At 71.3% G+C, this 20,691-nt stretch carries 17 protein-coding genes and 1 tRNA gene; 15 read left to right on the top strand and 3 right to left on the bottom strand.

The genetic code is table 11. The features are described from left to right. The first annotated feature begins 38 nt into the window (after positions 1-38). The 15 genes from IZR02_RS12595 (at position 39) to IZR02_RS12525 (ending at position 19,132) form a co-directional block, all read left to right on the top strand. On the top strand, positions 39-647 hold the full coding sequence (locus tag IZR02_RS12595) for a rhomboid family intramembrane serine protease (RefSeq protein ID WP_025104248.1): 609 nt from the start codon (positions 39-41) through the stop codon (positions 645-647). Further along, positions 592-1,341 (top strand): hypothetical protein, encoded by a 750-nt coding sequence (locus IZR02_RS12590; RefSeq protein ID WP_254385359.1) that lies wholly within the window; start codon positions 592-594, stop codon positions 1,339-1,341. Before IZR02_RS12595 ends, IZR02_RS12590 begins: the two co-directional genes overlap by 56 nt. A 62-nt stretch (positions 1,342-1,403) precedes the next feature. Further along, a complete protein-coding gene (gene pta, locus IZR02_RS12585) occupies positions 1,404-3,533 on the top strand; it encodes a phosphate acetyltransferase (RefSeq protein ID WP_025104250.1) in 2,130 nt (709 codons plus the stop codon). Beyond that, the gene (locus IZR02_RS12580) at positions 3,530-4,750 is read left to right on the top strand and encodes an acetate/propionate family kinase (protein ID WP_025104251.1); all 1,221 of its coding nucleotides are present in this window, start codon (positions 3,530-3,532) and stop codon (positions 4,748-4,750) included. Before pta ends, IZR02_RS12580 begins: the two co-directional genes overlap by 4 nt. Positions 4,751-4,849: 99 nt before the next feature. Then, positions 4,850-5,608, top strand: a complete 759-nt coding sequence (locus tag IZR02_RS12575) for a beta-phosphoglucomutase family hydrolase (RefSeq protein ID WP_025104252.1) — start codon at positions 4,850-4,852, stop codon at positions 5,606-5,608. After that, a complete protein-coding gene (locus IZR02_RS12570) occupies positions 5,605-8,112 on the top strand; it encodes a glycoside hydrolase family 65 protein (RefSeq protein ID WP_025104253.1) in 2,508 nt (835 codons plus the stop codon). Before IZR02_RS12575 ends, IZR02_RS12570 begins: the two co-directional genes overlap by 4 nt. Positions 8,113-8,238: 126 nt before the next feature. Then, the gene (locus IZR02_RS12565; RefSeq protein ID WP_062765031.1) at positions 8,239-10,497 is read left to right on the top strand and encodes a DNA polymerase III subunit gamma and tau; all 2,259 of its coding nucleotides are present in this window, start codon (positions 8,239-8,241) and stop codon (positions 10,495-10,497) included. Further along, positions 10,497-11,090: a recombination mediator RecR gene (gene recR / locus IZR02_RS12560; RefSeq protein WP_025104255.1), complete on the top strand. Its 594-nt coding sequence runs from the start codon at positions 10,497-10,499 to the stop codon at positions 11,088-11,090. Before IZR02_RS12565 ends, recR begins: the two co-directional genes overlap by 1 nt. Beyond that, positions 11,087-12,001 (top strand): DMT family transporter, encoded by a 915-nt coding sequence (locus tag IZR02_RS12555; RefSeq protein ID WP_062765027.1) that lies wholly within the window; start codon positions 11,087-11,089, stop codon positions 11,999-12,001. Before recR ends, IZR02_RS12555 begins: the two co-directional genes overlap by 4 nt. Before the next feature lie 81 nt (positions 12,002-12,082). Then, positions 12,083-13,363, top strand: coding sequence for an aspartate kinase (locus IZR02_RS12550; protein ID WP_025104257.1), 1,281 nt, complete (start codon positions 12,083-12,085; stop codon positions 13,361-13,363). A 351-nt stretch (positions 13,364-13,714) separates the two neighbouring features. Beyond that, positions 13,715-14,785: an aspartate-semialdehyde dehydrogenase gene (locus IZR02_RS12545; protein ID WP_025104258.1), complete on the top strand. Its 1,071-nt coding sequence runs from the start codon at positions 13,715-13,717 to the stop codon at positions 14,783-14,785. Positions 14,786-14,831: 46 nt separating this feature from the next. After that, a complete protein-coding gene (locus IZR02_RS12540; protein WP_025104259.1) occupies positions 14,832-16,304 on the top strand; it encodes a malate:quinone oxidoreductase in 1,473 nt (490 codons plus the stop codon). A gap of 9 nt (positions 16,305-16,313) precedes the next feature. Continuing rightward, positions 16,314-16,967, top strand: a complete 654-nt coding sequence (locus IZR02_RS12535; RefSeq protein ID WP_025104260.1) for a thymidine kinase — start codon at positions 16,314-16,316, stop codon at positions 16,965-16,967. A 154-nt stretch (positions 16,968-17,121) separates the two neighbouring features. Next, positions 17,122-17,844: a FadR/GntR family transcriptional regulator gene (locus IZR02_RS12530; RefSeq protein ID WP_025104261.1), complete on the top strand. Its 723-nt coding sequence runs from the start codon at positions 17,122-17,124 to the stop codon at positions 17,842-17,844. Positions 17,845-17,854: 10 nt separating this feature from the next. Then, positions 17,855-19,132: an alpha-hydroxy acid oxidase gene (locus tag IZR02_RS12525; RefSeq protein ID WP_025104262.1), complete on the top strand. Its 1,278-nt coding sequence runs from the start codon at positions 17,855-17,857 to the stop codon at positions 19,130-19,132. A gap of 85 nt (positions 19,133-19,217) precedes the next feature. On the opposite strand, the gene IZR02_RS12520 is transcribed toward IZR02_RS12525, so the two are convergent. The 3 genes from IZR02_RS12520 to IZR02_RS12510 all read right to left on the bottom strand — a co-directional run bounded on the left by IZR02_RS12520 (position 19,218) and on the right by IZR02_RS12510 (position 20,603). Continuing rightward, a complete protein-coding gene (locus IZR02_RS12520; protein ID WP_025104263.1) occupies positions 19,218-19,985 on the bottom strand; it encodes an HAD-IIB family hydrolase in 768 nt (255 codons plus the stop codon). After that, entirely contained in the window at positions 19,982-20,458 is a 477-nt protein-coding gene (locus IZR02_RS12515) for a VanZ family protein (protein ID WP_025104264.1), read from the bottom strand. The genes IZR02_RS12520 and IZR02_RS12515 overlap by 4 nt, the downstream gene beginning before the upstream one ends. 68 nt (positions 20,459-20,526) lie before the next feature. Next, a tRNA-Pro gene (locus tag IZR02_RS12510) sits at positions 20,527-20,603 on the bottom strand. Positions 20,604-20,691: the final 88 nt, after the last annotated feature.

Genomic DNA, 20,691 nt, shown 5'->3' with positions numbered 1-20,691 from the left:
TCCAGCCGGCCCCCGGGTGCTCCTGCGAGAATCGAGCGGTGACCGTTCCTCCGTCGGCCAGGCCCGAGCATCCACTGCGGCGATTCGCGTCGCCCGTGCTCCTGCTCGCGGCGATGTGGGCGGTGCAGTTCGCGGACGCCGTGCTGCCGGGCTCCTTCAGCGGCCTCGGCATCCGCTCGTGGGATCCTGCGGGACTCCTGGGGATCGTCTTCGCCCCACTGCTGCACGCGAGCTGGGCGCATCTGATCGCGAACTCCGTGCCGTTCCTGGTGCTCGGCTGCCTGGTCGCGGTCGAGGGCACGCGCCGGTTCTGGGCCGTCACCGTGATCGTCGCGGTCGTCGGCGGGCTCGGGACCTGGCTCGTGAACGCCCCCGGCACGCTGACCGTGGGCGCCTCCGGGCTCGTCTTCGGGTACTTCGGCTACGTGGTGATGCGGGTGTTCGCCCCCGGGCGCGTGTCGCACCGCATCCTCTACGCGGTGATCGCCGTCGTCGTGATCGGGCTGTACGGCGGCACCATGCTGGCCGGGGTGTTCGGCGTCGCGGACGGCGTGTCCTGGCAGGGCCATCTGTTCGGCGCCATCGGGGGCGGTGCGGCCGCGCTCGCCGGACGGCGTCCCGACCAGCGCCGCGCCGTCGGACGATGACGGCTCCGCGCACGAGGAGGACGACGGCGACGCGGACCACGTCGACCCGGCGGCCCGCCGCGTCGCGCGAGGCCGCCAACCGCCGACGCCGGGAGGCGCGCCGTCGAGCCGCCCGGCGCGCACAGCGGAAGCGGATCCTGCGGCGCGTCGCCGTGTCCGCCGCCGTGGTGGCCGCGGGGCGGCGCTGCTCGTGCTCATCCCGCTGGGGCTGGCGAGGGATCCGGCGCCGGTCTGCCTCGACCGTCCGTCGACCTTCCCCCAGGCGGGCGTCGCCGGATGGAGCGGCGAACAGCTCGAGAACGCCGCGACCATCATCCGCACCGCCGACGAGCTCGGGTTCGCGCGGGACGGTCAGATCCTCGGCGTCATGACCGCGATGGGGGAGAGCAGCCTGCGCAACATCGACTACGGGGACTGGGAGACGCGCGGCTGGACCAATCCGGATGGATCGCGCACGACGAGCATCGGGCTCTTCCAGCAGCAGGAGTGGTGGGGGAGCGCGGAGCAGCGGATGGATCCCGCCACCGCGGCCCGCCTGTTCTTCGAGCGCCTGGCGCGGGTCCCCGACTGGCGGTCGATGGCGCCCTCGCACGCCATCCACCGGGTGCAGGTGAACACGGACAGGGACTACTACACGCGGTACCAGGAGGATGCCACGGCCGTCGTCGACGTGCTGTCCGGCCCGTGCGAGTGACGCGCGCGTTTGTCACGGCAGCGGCGGGGTGCGGTGTCGGGGTGCCCGCCTAAGCTGGAGCCGTGTCGCGGAGCATCTACATCACCTCGGCCGAAGGCCACACCGGGAAGTCGACGATCGCCCTCGGGGTGCTCGATGCGCTGATGCGCGTGTCGCCGCGCGTGGGCGTGTTCCGCCCGATCGCCCGCGCGGTCGCCGAGCGCGACGAGATCCTCGAGCTGCTGCTCGCCCACGACGGCGTCCAGCTCGACTACGAGGACTGCATCGGCGTCACCTACGACGACGTGCGCGCCGACCCCGAGGGCGCGCTGTCGACCATCGTCGCGCGCTTCAAGGCCGTCGAGGCGCAGTGCGACGCCGTCGTCATCGTCGGCAGCGACTACACCGACGTCGCGAGCCCCGCCGAGCTCGGCTTCAACGCCCGGATCGCGGCGAACCTCGGAGCCCCCGTCCTGCTCGTGCTGAGCGGACGCGACCAGCAGCGGCAGGCCGAGCAGCTCGGCACGACCACGGCACGGGAGTCCGCCGCCGTCGGCCAGATCGCCGCCCTGGCGCTGCCGGAACTCGCCGAGGAGCGCGCGGAGCTGTTCGCGGTGGCCGTGAACAGGGCCGACCCCGACGGGCTCGACGCCATCGTCGACGCGGTGCGGGCCGTCCTCCCCGCCGGCACCCCGGTCTGGGCGCTGCCCGAGGACCGCGCGCTCGTCGCGCCGTCCATCCGTGGCATCGTGTCGGCCGTCGACGGCACGCTGCTCAAGGGCGACGAGGATCGTCTGACCGCGGTCGCGCTGTCGATCGTCGTGGCCGGCATGTCGATGGTGAACGTCCTGCCGCGCCTCACCGACGAGGCCGTGGTCGTGATCCCCGCAGACCGCACCGAGGTGCTGCTCGCCGCCCTCCTCGCCGACTCCTCCGGCACGTTCCCGCGGATCGCCGGGATCATCCTCAACGGGCCGTTCCCGCTGCCGGACCCGATCCTCCAGCTGCTCGACGGCTTCGCCTCCTCGGTGCCGATCATCACCACCGACCTCGGCACCTACGACACGGCGGTGCGGGTGATGGGCACCCGCGGCCGCATCTCCGCCGACTCGCGCGGTCGCTACGACCGGGCGCTCGGACTCTTCCAGGCGCACGTCGACGTGGCCGAGCTCACCGAGCAGCTCGGGCTCGCGGAGGCGCACGTCGTCACGCCGCTCATGTTCCAGTACGGCCTGATGGAACGCGCGCGGTCCGACCGCCGCCACATCGTCCTCCCCGAGGGCGACGACGACCGCATCCTCCGGGCGGCGGCGGCGCTGCTGTCCCGCGAGGTGGCGGAGCTGACGATCCTCGGCGACGACGGGGCGATCCGCGCGCGGGCGGCGGAACTCGGCCTCGACATCGCCGGCGCGCACGTGGTGAGTCCCACCGACCCAGAGCTCGTGGAGCGCTTCGCCGCCGAGTACGCCCGGCTGCGCGCCCACAAGGGGATCACGTTCGCGCAGGCCGCGGACACCGTCACCGACGTCTCCTACTTCGGGACGATGATGGTGCACCTCGGGCTCGCCGACGGCATGGTCTCCGGTGCCGCGCACACCACGGCGCACACGATCCGGCCGTCCTTCGAGATCATCAAGACGAAGCCGGGGGTGAACGTCGTCTCCAGCGTGTTCCTCATGGCCCTCGCCGACCGCGTGCTCGTGTACGGCGACTGCGCGGTCATCCCCGATCCCACGGCCGAGCAGCTCGCCGACATCGCGATCTCGTCCGCCACCACCGCCCGGCAGTTCGGCATCGACCCCCGCGTGGCGATGCTGTCGTACTCCACCGGCGAGTCCGGGTCAGGGGCCGACGTCGACAAGGTCAGGGCGGCGACGGCGCTCGTGCGCGAGCGCGCTCCCGAACTCCTCGTGGAGGGGCCCATCCAGTACGACGCCGCCGCCGACGCGGCGGTCGCCAAGGCGAAGCTGCCGGACTCGGCGGTGGCGGGGCGGGCGACCGTGTTCGTCTTCCCCGACCTCAACACCGGCAACAACACCTACAAGGCGGTGCAGCGCTCCGCCGGCGCCGTGGCCATCGGTCCGGTGCTGCAGGGGCTGAACAGACCGATCAACGACCTGTCCCGCGGCGCGCTCGTCGACGACATCGTGAACACGGTGGCCATCACGGCGATCCAGGCCCAGGGCGACGAGCGAGCGGGGGAGGAGGCATGAGCGCGATCCTCGTCATCAACAGCGGGTCGTCCTCGCTGAAGTACAGCCTCATCGACACGGCGCACGAGGACGAGCTCGCCAGCGGGCTCATCGAGCGCATCGGGCAGGACTCCAGCCCCGTCGCCCACACCGTGCGCCCGGAGCCGGGTGACGGACCGTCGGCGACGATGCTCGACGCCACCTACCGCGACGAACAGTCCATCCCCGACCACGCCGCCGCCTTCGAGGTCATGCGCGCGCAGTTCGCCGCGCACGGCCCCTCCCTCGAGGCGCATCCCCCGGTCGCGGTCGGGCATCGGGTCGTGCACGGTGGTGCGCGCTTCTACGCGCCGACCCTGATCGACGCGGACGTCGAGCGGCAGATCGACGAGCTCGCCGTGCTCGCGCCGCTGCACAATCCGGCGAACCTCGCCGGCATCCGGGCGGCCCGCGCCGTGTTCGACAGCGTCCCGCACGTGGCGGTGTTCGACACCGCGTTCCACCAGACGCTGCCGCCGGCGGCCTACACCTACGCGATCGATGCGCCGCTCGCCGCCGAGCATCGGGTCCGTCGGTACGGATTCCACGGCACGAGCCACCAGTACGTCAGCGAGACCGCCGCGCGTTTCCTCGGGCGCGACCTCGGGACCCTCCGGCAGCTCGTGTTCCACCTCGGCAACGGCGCGTCGGTCACCGCGATCGACGGGGGTCGCTCGGTCGAGACCTCGATGGGCCTCACGCCGCTCGAGGGCCTCGTCATGGGCACGCGGTCGGGCGACATCGACCCGGCCGCTCTCGTGCACCTGTCCCGCCGCGCCGGCTACACCATCGACGACCTCGACGCGCTGCTGAACACCCGCAGCGGGCTGGCGGGACTCGCCGGACGCAGCGACATGCGCGACATCCTCGCGGGCGTCGCCGCGGGGGAGGAGGCCGCGACGCTGGCCTTCGACGTGTACGTCCACCGTCTGAGGGCCTACGCCGGCGCGTACATCGCGCAGCTCGGCGGGGTCGACGTCGTGTCCTTCACCGCGGGCGTCGGGGAGAATGCGGCGCCCGTGCGGGCGGCGGCGATGGCGACGCTCGGCTTCGCGGGGATCGAGATCGACCCGGCCCGCAACGAGGCGAAGGAGCGCGGCGTCCGCGTCATCTCGACGGACGCCTCGCCCGTGACGGTCCTCGTCGTCCCCACCGACGAGGAGCTCCAGATCGCCAGGCAGACCGCCGAACTGCTCTGATCCGGGTCCGGGGTTACCCCGCGCGCGCCGCCGCCATTACGCTTGCACAGTGGCACGGAGAGGTGCCGACCCGACCCTCGTCCTTCTCCTGGAGGCTCTGTGCCAGACGCGCTGCCCGACCTGTTCCACGCCGACGGTGTGCTGTTCGACCTCGACGGCGTCCTCACGCCGACCGCCGAGGTGCATATGCGCGCCTGGAAGGCGGTCTTCGATGACGTCTTCGCCCGCTGGGACATCACGCCGCCGTACACCGACGAGGACTACTTCGCCTACGTCGACGGCAAGAAGCGCTACGACGGCGTCGCGAGCCTGCTGCGCAGCCGCAACGTCGAGGTGCCCTGGGGCTCGGTGGACGACGACCCGTCCGCCGAGACCATCTGCGGGATCGGCAACCGCAAGAACGCCGCGTTCGCGGCGTCGCTCCGCAGCCAGGGCATCGCTCCGTTCCCCGGCTCCCTCGCCGTGGTCGAGGCGCTGCACGCCGCGGGGATCCCGCTCGGTGTCGTCTCCAGCTCCAAGAACGCCGAGGAGGTACTGGCGGCCGCCGGCATCCGGTCCTTCTTCCGCGTCGTGATCGACGGCGTCGTCGCCGAGCGTGAGCACCTCGCCTCCAAGCCCGCGGCCGACATGTTCGCCGCCGGCGCCACGGCCCTCGGCGTCGACCCGGCCCGCAGCATCGCCGTCGAGGACGCCACCTCCGGCGCCGCTTCGGCCGCCGCCGCCGGATACGCCGTCGTCATCGGCGTCGACCGCGGCGCCGGCGCCGACGCACTCCGCGCCGCCGGCGCGACCCACGTCGTCGACGACCTCGGCGTCCTGCTTCCCGCCGCCCGCACCGACACCCCGGAGACCGCATGATCGACCGCGACCGCTTCCCCGTCGACCCGTGGCGTCTCATCGAGACGCGCTACTCGGAGGAGGGCGTCGGCGAGACGCTGTTCTCGGTCGGCAACGGCTACCTCGGGCTCCGGGGCAACCACATCGAGGGGCGCGGCGCGCAGGAGCACGGCACCTTCATCAACGGCCTGCACGAGACGTGGCCGATCCGGCACGCCGAGCAGGCCTACGGCTTCGCCGAGGTCGGCCAGACGATCGTCAACGCCCCCGACGCCAAGGTGATGCGCCTCTACGTCGACGACGAGCCGATCTCCCTCGACGACGCGGACGTGCGCGAGTACGCCCGCACGCTCGACATGCGCACGGGTGTGCTGGAACGGCGCGTCGTCTGGGAGACCCCGTCCGGCAAGCGGGTACGCATGCGGGATCAGCGTCTCGTGAGCTTCGAGGAGCGCCACCTCGCCGTGCTGCGGCTCGAGGTCGTGGTCGAGAACGCCAACGCCCCGGTCACGATCAGCTGCCAGCTGCTCAACCGTCAGGACGGGGCGGGCGTCTACGCCGGCTCCCCGATGACGACCAAGGGCGCCGCCTTCGACCCGCGCAAGGCCGAGCGCATCGCGGACCGCGTGCTGGAGCCGGCCGAGCACTGGCAGGACGGCCTGCGCTCCGCGCTGTCGTACCGAGTCGCCGCGTCCGGGATGACCGTCGCCGTCGTCGCCGATCACATCATCGAGACGGAGAACGACTACAACGTCCGCACGCTCATCGAGCCGGACATCGCCAAGAACGTCTTCCGCGTCCAGGCGAAGGCCGGCGTCCCCATCACGATCACCAAGCTCGTCAGCTACCACTCGTCCCGCGGCGTGCCCCCGCGGGAGCTCGTCGACCGCTGCCGTCGCTCTCTCGACCGGGCAGCGGACGAGGGCGTGGAGACGGTCTTCCGTCGTCAGCGCGAGTGGCTCGACGCGTTCTGGGAGCGCAGCGACGTGCAGATCGGCGGGCGCGACGACCTGCAGCAGGCCACCCGGTGGTGCCTGTTCCAGCTCGCGCAGGCCTCGGCCAGGGCGGACGGCGCCGGCGTCCCCGCGAAGGGACTCACCGGCTCCGGCTACAGCGGCCACTACTTCTGGGACACCGAGATCTACGTGCTCCCGTTCCTCACCTACACGACGCCGCGCTGGGCGTACAACGCTCTCCGGGCCCGGGTGAAGATGCTCCCCGCGGCGCGCCGCCGGGCCGCTCAGCTCAACGAGGCCGGAGCGCTCTTCCCGTGGCGCACGATCAACGGCGAGGAGGCCTCGGCGTACTACGCCGCCGGCACCGCGCAGTACCACATCAACGCCGACATCAGCTTCGCGCTCGGCAAGTACGTGCGGGCGACCGGGGACGAGGCCTTCCTGCGGCGCGAGGGCGCCGACGTCGCGATCGAGACCGCGCGGCTCTGGGCCACCCTCGGCTTCTGGCGCGGATCGCGGCTCGTGGAGCAGTCCGGCGCCGGCGACGGCCTCCAGACGTTCCACATCCACGGCGTCACCGGCCCGGACGAGTACACGACCGTCGTGAACGACAACCTGTACACGAACGTCATGGCACGGTACAACCTCCGGTACGCGGCCAAGGTCGTGCGGGAGATCCGCGACAGTTACCCCGAGGACTACGCGGCCCTCGTCGAGCGCACGGGCCTCGGCTCCGGTGAGGCGGAGTCCTGGGAGCGTGCCGCGGAGGCGATGTACATCCCGTACAGCGAGAGCCTCGGCATCCACCCGCAGGATTCGCTGTTCCTGGAGCGGGAGGTCTGGGACCTCGCGAACACCCCGGCCGACCAGCGCCCGCTGTTGCTGCACTTCCACCCGCTCGTGATCTACCGCTTCCAGGTGCTCAAGCAGGCTGACGTCGTGCTGGCGCTGTTCCTCCAGGGCAACCACTTCTCGCCCGAGGAGAAGAAGGCCGACTTCGACTACTACGACCCGCTGACGACGGGCGACTCGACCCTCTCGGCGGTCGTGCAGTCGATCCTCGCGGCAGAGGTGGGCTATCAGGACCTCGCGCAGAAGTACTTCGAGCAGTCGCTGTTCGTCGATCTGCACGACCTGCACCACAACGCGGCGGACGGGGTGCACGTGGCCTCGGCCGGTGGCGTGTGGACGGCCCTCGTCTGCGGCTTCGGCGGTATGCGCGACTACGGCGGTGACCTCAGCTTCGACCCGCGGCTCCCCGAGTCCTGGCCGTCGTTGTCGTTCCCGCTGCAGTGGCAGGGGACGGCGATGCAGGTGACCGTCACGCGGCACGAGCTGCGCGTCGAGGTGCGCAGCGGACCTCCGGTGCCGTTCAGCGTGCGGGACAACGCGTACATCGCGACGCTGGAGGACGAGGTCATCGTCCCCCTCGCGAACCAGGGACCCGTGATCCCCGGACGCCCGACCCTCCAGGAGTTCGCCGACGCCCGCCGCGACGACGGCACGCGTCTTTCGGCCTCGGTCCCCGTGATCACGAGCGCGATCCCCGTCATCGAGAACCTCGACTGACCGCTGACCCACCCCTCTGCGTGCGTCCCACCCCGTTGCGGACGCACGCAGAGGGGTGGCTCGCGTGAAAGGGGCCGGGTCGACCGGGAGGGGAGCAACGTCGGTGGCACGCCGTAGGCTGGAGGGGTGACCACAGCCCTCTACCGCCGCTACCGACCCGAGACGTTCGGCGAGATGATCGGGCAGTCGCAGGTGACCGATCCGCTCATGACCGCGCTGCGTGGCGACCGCGTCGGCCACGCCTACCTGTTCTCCGGCCCGCGCGGCTGCGGCAAGACCACCTCGGCGCGCATCCTCGCCCGGTGCCTGAACTGCGCGGAGGGACCGACCGACACCCCCTGCGGGACCTGCCCGAGCTGTGTCGAGCTGTCCAGGGCGGGCGGTGGATCGCTCGACGTCGTCGAGATCGACGCGGCGAGTCACAACGGCGTCGACGACGCGCGCGACCTGCGCGAGCGGGCGACCTTCGCCCCGAGCCGCGACCGCTTCAAGATCTTCATCCTCGATGAGGCGCACATGGTCACCCCGCAGGGCTTCAACGCGCTGCTGAAGCTGGTCGAGGAGCCCCCGCCGCACGTCAAGTTCATCTTCGCGACGACGGAGCCCGAGAAGGTGCTCGGCACGATCCGCTCGCGCACCCATCACTACCCGTTCCGGCTGGTCCCGCCCGCCGCGATGCTCGACTACGTCGAGAAGCTCTGCGCGGAGGAGGGGGTCATCGTCGAGCAGGGCGTCCTCCCGCTCGTCGTCCGCGCCGGGGGTGGCTCGCCCCGCGACACCCTGTCGCTGTTGGATCAGCTCATCGCGGGGTCGGACGCCCCTGCCGGCTCGGAGACTGTCACCGTCGGCTACGCGCGCGCGGTCGCGCTGCTCGGGTACACCCACGGGGCCCTCCTCGACGAGATCGTCGATGCGCTGGCGACGGGCGACGCCGCGACCGCCTTCCCGGCCATCGACCGCGTCGTGCAGACCGGACAAGACCCGCGTCGCTTCGTCGACGACCTCCTGGAGCGCCTGCGCGACCTCATCGTGATCGCCGCCGTGGGCTCCGGTGCCTCCGCCGTGCTCCGCGGGATCGCGGAAGACGAGCTCGACCGTATGCGCCGCCAGGCAGAGTCGTTCGGCGCCGCGCGGCTCTCCCGTACGGCCGACGTGGTCAGCGCGGCTCTCGACGACATGTCCGGAGCCACGTCGCCCCGCCTCCACCTCGAGCTCATGGTGGCCCGTGTCCTCGCCGCATCCGGGGGGTCGACCTCGTCCGGGGCGGCCGCGTCGGGCGCGCTGCAGCCGCCGGCCACCACGCATCCGCCGGTGATCCCGCCCGCGGCCGGGGCGCCGTCTCCCACGGCTGCGCCCGGCACGGAGACCGCGCCGGCACTGCCCTCGACGCCCGCGGCACCGGCTCCCTCCGCGCCGGCCGTCTCCGCCCCGGCGGCCGCTGCCGAGCCCGAGCGCTCTCCGGAGCCCGAGCCGGCGCCGGAACCCGCCCGTCCCGCGGAGCCCGACCCCACGCCGGCTCCGGCCCCGGCCCCGGCGTCGTCCGCGCCGTCCGCCCCCGTCACGTTCGACCGCGTCCGCGACGCCTGGCCTGCCGTGCTGAAGCGCCTCGAAGGCATCAGCCGCACGTCCTGGCTGCTCGCCACCGCCGTGCAGCCGCTGGCCTACGACGGCGACTCCGAGGTCCTGACCCTCGGATTCACGAGTCAGCACGACGTCGCGAAGTTCAAGGGGACCACGCCCGGCTCCGGACCGTCCGACCACCTCCGCACGGCCATCGAGCAGGAGGTCGGGGTGCGGGTCAAGTACCTGCCGGCCCCGATGCCGCCCGGCGGTGCGCCGCGGCAGCCCGCCTCCTCGGCATCCGCTGCCCCGGCCGACACCGCTCCCGCATCGGAGCCTGCGTCAGCGCGTCCCTCCCGCCCGCAGACCCGCGCCGCCGCGGCCCCCGTGACGGAGTGGGCGGTCGCACCCATCCCGACGACAGCGGCCGCCGCGCCCGCAGCGCCCCTCGCCGTCGACGAGGAGCCGGAGGAGGTCGAGGCCGCCTCCGCCGCCCCGACCCCGCCGGCCGACGGCAGGATCGATCGCGATGAGCCGCCGCTGCCCGGCGACGACGACGCTCCCGCGTTCGACGAGGAGCCGCCGTACGATCCGGCCTACGAGCCCCCGGCTCCGTACGACCGCCCTCCCTCCCCACGCGCGACTCCGGCGGCGGCCCCGCAGGCGGCCGCCCGCACGGTCCCCGCGGCCGCTCCACCGGTCGTCGTCGAGCGCACCCCTGCCGCCGGCGGCGTGCAGCGCTACGGAGAGGCCGTGATCCGCCAGGTGCTCGGCGCGACGTTCCTTCGCGAAGAGCCCTACGAGCCCCCCACGAGGTTCTCCTGATGTACGACGGCATCGTCCAAGAGCTGATCGACGAGTTCGGCCGCCTTCCCGGCATCGGCCCGAAGTCGGCGCAGCGCATCGCGTTCCACATCCTGCAGACGCCGACGTTCGACGTCGCCCGGCTCGCCGAGCTGCTGACCGAGATCCGCATCCGGGTCCGCTTCTGCGAGATCTGCGGCAACGTCGCGGAGCAGGAACGCTGCGCGATCTGTCGCGACCCTCGCCGCAACCAGGCGCTGATCTGCGTGGTCGAGGACGCGAAGGACGTCGCGGCGATCGAGCGCACGCGGGAGTTCCGCGGCCTGTACCACGTGCTCGGCGGCGCGATCAGCCCCATCGCGGGCATCGGGCCGGACGACCTCCGGATCGCGCAGCTCATGACGCGGCTCGCCGACGGCACCGTGCAGGAGGTCATCATCGCCACGAACCCCAATCTGGAGGGGGAGGCGACGGCGAGCTACCTGAGCCGGCTCCTGACGACGATGCAGATCACGGTCTCGCGGCTCGCCTCGGGCCTCCCGGTCGGCGGCGACCTCGAGTACGCGGACGAGGTGACGCTCGGCCGGGCCTTCGAGGGCCGGCGCGTGCTGTGACCCCGCAGTCCGGCTTCTCCCGCCGGGGCTGGCTGCTCTTCGGGGCCATGGCCCTGCTCTGGGGCGTTCCCTACCTCTTCATCAGCGTGGCGGTGGATTCGATCTCCCCGCCGGCGATCGTGGCGGGACGGACGCTGATCGCCGCCCTCCTCCTGCTGCCGTTCGCCCTGCGCAGTGGGGCCCTCCGCGCGGCGCTGCGGCACTGGCCGTGGGTGCTGGCCTTCGGGGCCGTGGAGATGGCCGGACCGTTCCTCCTCCTCGGGCATGCCGAGATGACGCTGCCCTCCGGCATGACCGGACTCCTCGTCGCGACCGTGCCGCTGTTCGCCGCCCTCATCGCGCTGGGCGGTGGTGACCGCGGCGTGCTGCGTCCCGCCCGCGGCATCGGCCTGCTCGTCGGCTTCGTCGGCGTCGCCATCGTCGTGGCGGGGCCCGGGCTCTTCGGGGGAGAGGTGAGTCTGCTCGCGGCCGGGGAGGTGCTGCTCGTCGCGGTGCTGTACGCGATCGCACCGTTCATCGTGGCGCGCAAGTTGAACGACGTGCCCTCGCTCGGCACGATCACGCTGTCCCTGCTCATGATCGGCATCTTCTATCTCCCGATCGGTCTGCTCACGCAGCACGAGGTGCCGACGCTCCCGTCGATCAGCGCCCTCCTCGCCCTCGCCGTCATCTGCACGGCGCTGGCGTTCCTGGCCTTCTTCGCTCTGATCCGCGAGGTCGGACCGGTCAGGGCGCCGCTGTTCACCTACGTGAACCCCGTCGTGGCGATCGTGCTCGGCGCGATCGTGCTCGCCGAGCCCCTCACCCCGGGGCTCCTCCTCGGATTCCCACTGATCATCGTCGGGTGCTGGTTCGCCGCCACCGGAGGGCGCCTGCGCCCGGTGACGCCCGTCCCGCCCGCCCCCGCCTGAGCCGTCACATGCGCGGGGCGGCATGCGCGCCGATCGTAGAATGACCGTGGGCGGATCCGCCCGACATCCCAGGGAGTGAACGTGGCCCTCATCGTGCAGAAGTACGGCGGCTCGTCCGTCGCCGACGCAGAGAGCATCAAGCGCGTCGCCAAGCGCATCGTCGACACCCGTCGCGCCGGTCACGACGTCGTCGTCGCCGTGAGCGCCATGGGCGACACGACCGATGAGCTGCTCGACCTCGCGAACGAGGTCGCGCCGATCCCGGCGCCGCGCGAACTCGACATGCTCCTCTCCAGCGGCGAGCGGATCTCGATGGCGCTGCTGGCGATGGCGATCCACTCGATGGGCTTCGAAGCGCGGTCGTTCACCGGCAGCCAGGCCGGCATGATCACCGACTCGCAGCACGGCGCGGCGCGCATCGTCGACGTCACGCCCGTGCGGCTCCGCGAGGCGCTCGACGAGGGCGCCATCGTCATCGTCGCCGGCTTCCAGGGGTTCAACCGCGACACCCGCGACATCACCACGCTCGGCCGTGGCGGATCGGACACGACGGCCGTCGCGCTGGCGGCCGCGCTGTCGGCGGACGTCTGCGAAATCTACAGCGACGTGGACGGCATCTTCACCGCCGACCCGCGCGTGATTCCGAAGGCGCAGAAGCTCGACCACGTCTCCAGCGAGGAGATGCTGGAGCTCGCCGCCAACGGCGCCAAGGTCCTCTACATCCGTGCCGTGGAGTACGCCCGCCGGCACGGTGTCCTCATCCACGCCCGGTCGACGTTCTCGTCGGCCGAGGGCACATACGTTCTGGGCGAGGGCATGAAGAACCCTCGCGAAGCCGAGGGAGCAGTCATGGAAGAACCGATCGTCGCCGGCGTCGCCACCGACTTCAGCCAGGCCAAGATCACCGTCGCCGGGGTGCCCGACGTCCCGGGCAAGGCCGCAGAGATCTTCAAGATCGTCGCGAAGTCCGGCGCCAACGTCGACATGATCGTGCAGAACGTCTCCGCCACCGGGCGCACGGACATCTCGTTCACGGTCCCCAAGGCCGACGCCGCTGCCGCGCTCAAGGCCCTCGCCGGCGAGCAGACCGAGGTCGGCTTCCAGAACCTCATCCACGACGACCAGATCGGCAAGCTGTCCGTGGTCGGCGCGGGGATGCGCACGCACTCCGGTGTCTCGGCGACCCTGTTCGAGGCCCTGTCCGCCGGCGGCATCAACATCGAGATGATCTCCACGTCGGAGATCCGCATCTCGGTCGTGCTCCGCGACACCGACCTCACCGAGGCCGCCCGCACCGTGCACACCGCCTACGGTCTCGACGGCGACGCGGAGGCCACGGTCCACGCCGGCACCGGCCGCTGACCCCACGCCAGCGCGCCACGCCAGCTCAGGCGTTCGCGCGGGTTCAGGCTGTGCTGTCCGCGCGTGCCTGTTGTCCCGCGTTCGCCTGTTCTCGCGGGACTGCCTGTTCTCCCGGGCCCGCGTCAGCTCAGGCGTTCGCGCTAACTCAGGCGGCCCTGTCCGCGCGTGCCTGTTGTCCCGCGTTCGCCTGATGTACCGGGCGCGCCTGCGCTTGTGAAACGGACGGGCTTCGGGGTGGTCGTGGCGCGATAGACTCGCGGAAACCCTGACACCGGCGCCAGGCGCAGCATCAGCATCCCGACGCCGCGCCCGAAGCCTCGTACGCCGTACCGCACGAAGCCAAGGAACATCATGACCCGCATCTCCGAATCAGGACTCTCCGTCGCCATCGTCGGCGCCACCGGCCAGGTGGGCACCGTGATGCGCGAGATTCTCGCGGAGCGTTCGTTCCCGATCCGCGAGCTGCGGCTGTTCTCGTCGGCGCGTTCCGCGGGCACGGCGATCGAGTTCGGCGGACAGACGGTCATCGTCGAGGACGTCGAGGCCGCCGACCCGTCCGGGATCGACATCGCGCTGTTCTCCGCCGGTGCCACTGCGAGCCGCGCCTACGCCCCCCGCTTCGCCGAGGCCGGCGCCGTGGTCGTCGACAACTCCAGCGCCTGGCGCATGGACCCCGAGGTCCCCCTCGTCGTCAGCGAGGTCAACCCGCACGCGATCGACGACCGGCCCAAGGGCATCATCGCGAACCCGAACTGCACCACGATGGCGGCGATGCCGGTGCTGAAGGCCCTCGACGCCGAGGCCGGCCTCGAGCGCCTGATCGTGTCGACCTACCAGGCGGTGTCCGGCTCCGGACTCGCCGGCGCCCAGGAGCTGCTCGGCCAGGTCGAGGGCGTGCTCGCGCAGGGCGACACCCTCCGCCTCGTGCACGACGGCTCCGCGGTCGACTTCCCCGAGCCGGAGAAGTACGTCGCGCCGATCGCCTTCGACGTGATCCCGTTCGCGGGGAACCTCGTGGACGATGGCGACAACGAGACCGACGAGGAGAAGAAGCTCCGCAACGAGAGCCGGAAGATCCTCGAGCTGCCCGACCTCCGCGTCGCCGGTACCTGCGTCCGCGTGCCGGTGTTCACGGGCCACTCGCTGTCGATCCACGCCGAGTTCTCCCGCGACCTGACGCCCGAGCGCGCCACGGAGGTGCTGAGGGCGGCGGCCGGCGTCGTGCTCGACGAGGTGCCGACCCCGCTGCAGGCCGCGGGCAAGGACCCGAGCTTCGTGGGCCGCATCCGTGCCGACCAGTCGGCTCCGGAGGGCAAGGGTCTCGTGCTCTTCATCAGCAACGACAACCTCCGCAAGGGGGCGGCGTTGAACGCGGTGCAGATCGCCGAAGTGCTCGCCGAGCGCCTCGCCCCGGTGTCCTGACCGCCCGATGGTCGGCGGGGTCCTGCCCGCGAACTAGACTGTTCGGGTGACTGAAAACGTCGATGTCGTCCTGATCGGCGGTGGCATCATGAGCGCCACCCTGGGTACCCTGCTGCACGAGCTGCAGCCGGACTGGAAGATCGTCGCCTTCGAGCGGCTGTCGGACGTGGCGCAGGAGAGCTCGAACCCCTGGAACAACGCCGGGACCGGACATGCCGCCCTGTGCGAGCTGAACTACATGCCGCAGCAGGGCGACGCTCCGCTCGACCCCGCCAAGGCGATCTCGATCAACGAGCAGTTCCAGCAGAGCCGCCAGTTCTGGTCCTCCCTCGTCGAGAAGGGCGTGCTGGACGAGCCGTCGACCTTCATCAACGCGACGCCGCACATGACGTTCGTGCGGGGTGAGAAGGACGTGGCCTACCTCAAGAAGCGCTATGAGGTGCTCAAGGAGCAGCCGCTGTTCGCCGGCATCGAGTACAGCGAAGACTCCCGCGTCATCAACCAGTGGGCGCCGCTGCTCATGCAGAAGCGGCGGAAGGGCGAGCCGTTCGCGGCCACCCGGGTGCCCGCCGGCACCGACGTCGACTTCGGCGCGCTCACGCATCAGCTCTTCGATCACCTGCGTGACTCGGGCGTCGCCGTGCGCACGAACCACGAGGTCAAGTCGCTCAAGCGTCAGAAGGACGGCACCTGGCTCATCAAGTACCGCACGACGGTCGGCCGCACCCCGAACGAGATCAAGGCGAAGTTCGTGTTCGTCGGGGCCGGGGGCTGGGCGCTGAAGCTCCTGCAGAATTCCGGCATCCCTGAGATCAAGGGCTATGGCGTCTTCCCGATCGGCGGCCAGTTCCTCAAGACGACGAACCCGAAGATCGTCGCGCAGCACAAGGCCAAGGTCTATTCGCAGGCCTCGGTCGGCGCGCCGCCGATGTCGGTCCCGCACCTCGACACGCGTGTCGTCGACGGTGAGGCGTCGCTGATGTTCGGGCCGTTCGCGACGTTCAGCCCGAAGTTCCTCAAGAACGGCTCGATGCTCGACATCGTCACGCAGGTCCGGCCGCACAACCTCTGGCCGATGCTGCGGGTCGCCTTCGCCAACCCCGACCTCATCACATACCTCATCAGCGAGCTGATGAAGAACCACCGCAAGAAGGTCGACAGCCTCCGCACGTTCATGCCGACGGCCAAGGACGAGGACTGGACGCTCATCGACGCCGGTCAGCGCGCCCAGGTCATGAAGAAGGACCCGAAGAAGGGCGGCGTGCTGCAGTTCGGCACCGAGGTGGTCGCCTCGGGCGACGGCTCGATCGCCGGTCTCCTCGGTGCATCGCCCGGGGCTTCGACCGCCGTGCCGATCATGCTCGACCTGCTGAAGAAGTGCTTCCCCGGCGAGTACCCGGGCTGGGAGTCGCAGCTGCGCGAGCTCATCCCCACCTTCGGCCGGAAGCTCAACGGCGACGCGGAGCTCGCGGAGGAGTCGACCGCCGCGACTGCCGCCTTCCTCGGCATCAACGTCTGACCTGGGCCCGTGGCGAAGCTCTACTTCCGCTACGGCGCGATGAACTCGGGCAAGTCGACCGCTCTGCTGCAGGTCGCCTACAACTACGAGGAGCGCGGCCAGCACGTGCTCCTCGCCAAGCCCGCGATCGACACCAAGGGCGCGGGGCAGATCGAGAGTCGCCTCGGCGTCACGCGGCCGGTCGACTTCCTCGTCGGTCCGGACGATGACGTGCGCGCGCTCTTCGGGGTCCACCGCGAGCGGATGCAGCGGTCCACGGAGGAGGAGCTCCTCCCGACCGGCCCGATCGACGTGGCCTGTCTCCTCATCGACGAGGCGCAGTTCCTCACGCCGACACAGATCGACGACCTGTTCCGCATCGCGGTGGAGGACGGCATCCCGGTGATGGCCTACGGCATCCGCAACGACTTCCGCACCCACGCGTTCCCCGGCTCCGCCCGGCTCCTCGCCATCGCGCACTCCCTGGAGGAGCTCAAGACGATCTGCCGCTGCGGGCGCAAGGCGGTGTTCAACGGCCGCGTGGTCGGCGGACGCTTCGTGTTCGACGGCGACCAGGTCGCGATCGACGAGGGCGCCGACGGTTCCGCCTCGCCCGAGCTCACGACCTACGAGTCGCTGTGCGGCACCTGCTATCTGGAGGAGTCCGGCGGCCGTCTGGGCTGACCCGTCGACCCACCCCCTTCCGGTCGCCCCACCCCTCTGCGTGCGTACGCACCGGGCCGGGACGCACGAAGAGGGGTGGCTCGCGCGCGCCGCATCACCGCATTGCGTGGTCTGACCACACCCGCTAACCTGTGGTCTGACCACAGGAGGCGGGATGACGGAGCAGCCGGCGCGTGCATGGCGACTCGTGCTCGAGCACATCGAGCGTGACCTGCTCGACGGTCGTCTCGGGCCGGGGGACCGACTGCCGTCCGAACGGGACCTCGCGAGCGACCTCGGCGTCGGGCGATCGAGCGTACGGGAGGCGTTCCGGGTGCTCGAGGTGCTCGGGCTCATCCGCACCGCCACCGGCTCGGGTCCCCAAGCGGGCGCCATCGTCATCGCCACCCCCACCGGCGGGATGTCCGCGCTCCTGCGGCTCCAGGTGGCCGCGCAGGGCTTCCCGCTCGACGACGTCGTCCGCACGCGACTCGTGCTCGAGGACGCGGTCGTCGACGCCATGGCATCGGCCGCCCACCGGGACACCGTCCGGGCGCACGAGCTGCTCACGGCCATGGACGACGGCGCCCTCACTCCGGCCGAGTTCCTGGCCCTCGACGCGCAGCTGCACCTCTCCCTCGCCGAGGGCAGCGGCAACACCGTCATCGCGGCGATGATGGCGGGCCTCCGCTCCGCCATCGAGTCGTACGTGCTCGCGGGCGCGGCGACCGTCGACGACTGGGACCGCATGGCCGACCGCCTGCGGTCCGAGCACCGTGCACTGGTCGCGGCGATCGACGCGGGCGAGGTCGACACCGCCCGGCGCCTGGTCCGCGCCCACATCACCGGCTACTACACCGCCGCGGGCCTCACCCGCGCCATCACCCCGCAGAACTGAGAGGCAGAACATGGTCCAGCGCCAGCTCCCCAACCCCGCCGAGCTGTTGGAGCTCATGAAGTTCAAGAAGCCCGAGCTCGACGGGCGCAAGCGCCGTCTCGACGCCGCGCTCACCATCGACGATCTGCGCACGATCGCCAAGCGCCGCACACCGAAGGCCGCCTTCGACTACACGGACGGCGCGGCCGAGGGCGAGCTCTCGCTGAGCCGCGCCCGTCAGGCGTTCCAGGACGTGGAGTTCCACCCCGGCATCCTCAAGCCGGCGCCGGACGTCGACACGGCCGTCGAGATCCTCGGCGGTCCGTCCGCGCTCCCGTTCGGCATCGCGCCGACCGGCTTCACCCGGCTCATGCAGACCGAGGGCGAGGTCGCGGGTGCCGGAGCCGCGGCCGCTGCGGGCATCCCGTTCACGCTGTCCACCCTCGGGACCACCTCGATCGAGGACGTCAAGGCGGCGACGGTCCGGGAGCCGCAGGGCCCCGTGCCCGGACGGAACTGGTTCCAGCTTTACGTCATGCGCGACCGCGAGATCTCGTACGAGCTCGCCCGCCGCGCCGCCGCCGCCGGCTTCGACACCCTGCAGTTCACCGTCGACACCCCGGTCGCCGGTGCCCGTCTCCGCGACAAGCGCAACGGCTTCAGCATCCCGCCGCAGCTCACCCTCGGCACGATCATCAACGCCATCCCGCGGCCCTGGTGGTGGTTCGACTTCCTGACCACCCCGAAGCTGGAGTTCGCGTCGCTGAGCACGACCGGCGGCACCGTGGGCGAGCTCCTCGACGCGGCGATGGACCCGACGATCAGCTACGACGACCTCGCCGTCATCCGCGACATCTGGCCCGGCAAGATCGTCATCAAGGGCGTGCAGAACATCGAGGACTCCGTGCGCCTGCGGGACGCGGGCGTCGACGGCATCGTGCTGTCGAACCACGGCGGGCGCCAGCTCGACCGCGCCCCGATCCCGTTCCACCTCCTGCCCGAGGTCCGTCGTGCGGTCGGCGACGACTTCACGGTCATGATCGACACCGGCATCATGAACGGCGCCGACATCGTGGCATCCGTCGCCCTCGGCGCCGACTTCACGCTGATCGGCCGTGCGTACCTCTACGGCCTGATGGCGGGAGGTCGTCAGGGCGTCGACCGCACCATCGCCATCCTGCGCGGCGAGATCGAGCGCACGATGCGGCTGCTGGGCGTGGCCTCCCTCGCGGAGCTCGAGCCCGGACACGTGACCCAGCTCACCCGTCTGGTGCCCGTCTCTCGCGCGGCCGGCGTCGAGGTGCACTGACCCACCTGCACGACCAGACCACGCCTGCACGACGGATTCGCTCGTCCCGTCGTGCAGGCGGGTCGACGTCGTGCGAACGTGCGCGTCAGACCCGGGTGGAGAGGGTCGGCAGGAGAGCCTCGAGGCGGGCCGCCGTGTCCTCCCAGCCCTCGACGGCCACCGACGGCACGCCCAGCGCGAGGACGGGGTAGTCGTTGCCGCCCTCGTCGAGACGGTCGCCGTAGAACAGCATCGCCGTGAGCTCGATCCCGGTGTGCGTGGCGAGCTGTCGCATGCCGAACGCCTTGTCGATGCCGGCGCGGGTGATGTCGATGGAGGTCGAGCCGCCGGAGCGCACCTCGAGGCTAGGAAGCCGCGCGGCGACGGCATCGCGTAGGGCCCCGCGCTTCGCGCCGGTCGGATCCCAGGCGTGCTTCGCGTCACGCGGTGCTTGCTGACCGAGGGCCGAGAACGTGATCTGCGAGCCGCGGTCCTCGAGGATCTCGCCCCAGGGCTCGGTCTCCCAGAGCCCGAGGCGCTCCGCCTCCTCGCGCAGCGCGGTCAGGGCGGCGGACTTCTCCTCGTCGCTCAGGTCGTGGGCGTACACCGCAACGAAGTCGCTGCCGTCATGCCGCAGGTATCGCGTGCCGCACGTCGGAAGCAGGTGCAGGCGGGCGAGCGCCTCCGGGTCGGCGTCCGCGAGCTGCGCGACGACCTGCGTGCGGAACTGCGCCTCGTTGCCCCCGGAGATGATGGCGACGTCGACGGACCGGAGCAGCTCGTTCAGGAGCGCCGCGATCCGCGGGTCGATCGTGCCCTTGGACGGCGCGAGCGTGTCATCGAGGTCGAAGGCGACGAGAGAGGGCGATGTCATGATGCCTCCACTGTAGGTGTTCGCGGCCGGGAGGAGGGTGTGGTGGCGAGCAGCGTGCAGGACACCGCGATGACGATGCCGATCGTCGCCCCGGTGGAGTTGGCCAGCACGTCGCTCACGGTCGCGGCGCGGTGGGGGAGTGCCAGGTACTGCGCCGTCTCGATCACAAGCGAGAGGGTCGGGCCCACGAGCAGCGACAGCGGCCAGAGCCGACGGGGAAGGAGCAGGAACGCGAGGATGCCGACGGGGACGAAGACGATGACGTTCGCGAGGATCTCGAGGCGCGTGAAGTCGAGGCCCGTCCAGCCGACGCGGTGGAGTGCGCCGAGGGCGAGGTCCACCACGGAGGGCATCGTCTGCTCCACTCGCGCGGGCGTGAGCGTGAGGAACGCGATGCCGGCGAGGAACGGCAGCCCGAGAGCGAGCGCCCAGACGCGCGTCGAACGACGCGGCGGCGGCAGAAGCCTCCCCATGCGTTCCCCTCTCGCACGACATCCCGATACAGAGAAGGCCGCCCCTGCGGGCGGCCTTCTCGTGTCACTGGTCGGGGTGACAGGATTTGAACCTGCGACCTCTTCGTCCCGAACGAAGCGCGCTACCAAGCTGCGCCACACCCCGTTTTGCAACCCTCCGAGTCTACAGCGAAATGCCTCCAGCACCGAATCGAGCGCGCACATCCGCGTGGCGCGCCGTGCGGGAGCCGTCG

Origin of the sequence: Microbacterium paraoxydans (assembly GCF_019056515.1) — a bacterium.
Taxonomy (GTDB): Bacteria; Actinomycetota; Actinomycetes; order Actinomycetales; family Microbacteriaceae; genus Microbacterium.
This window is presented reverse-complemented; position numbering and strand designations above follow the sequence as displayed.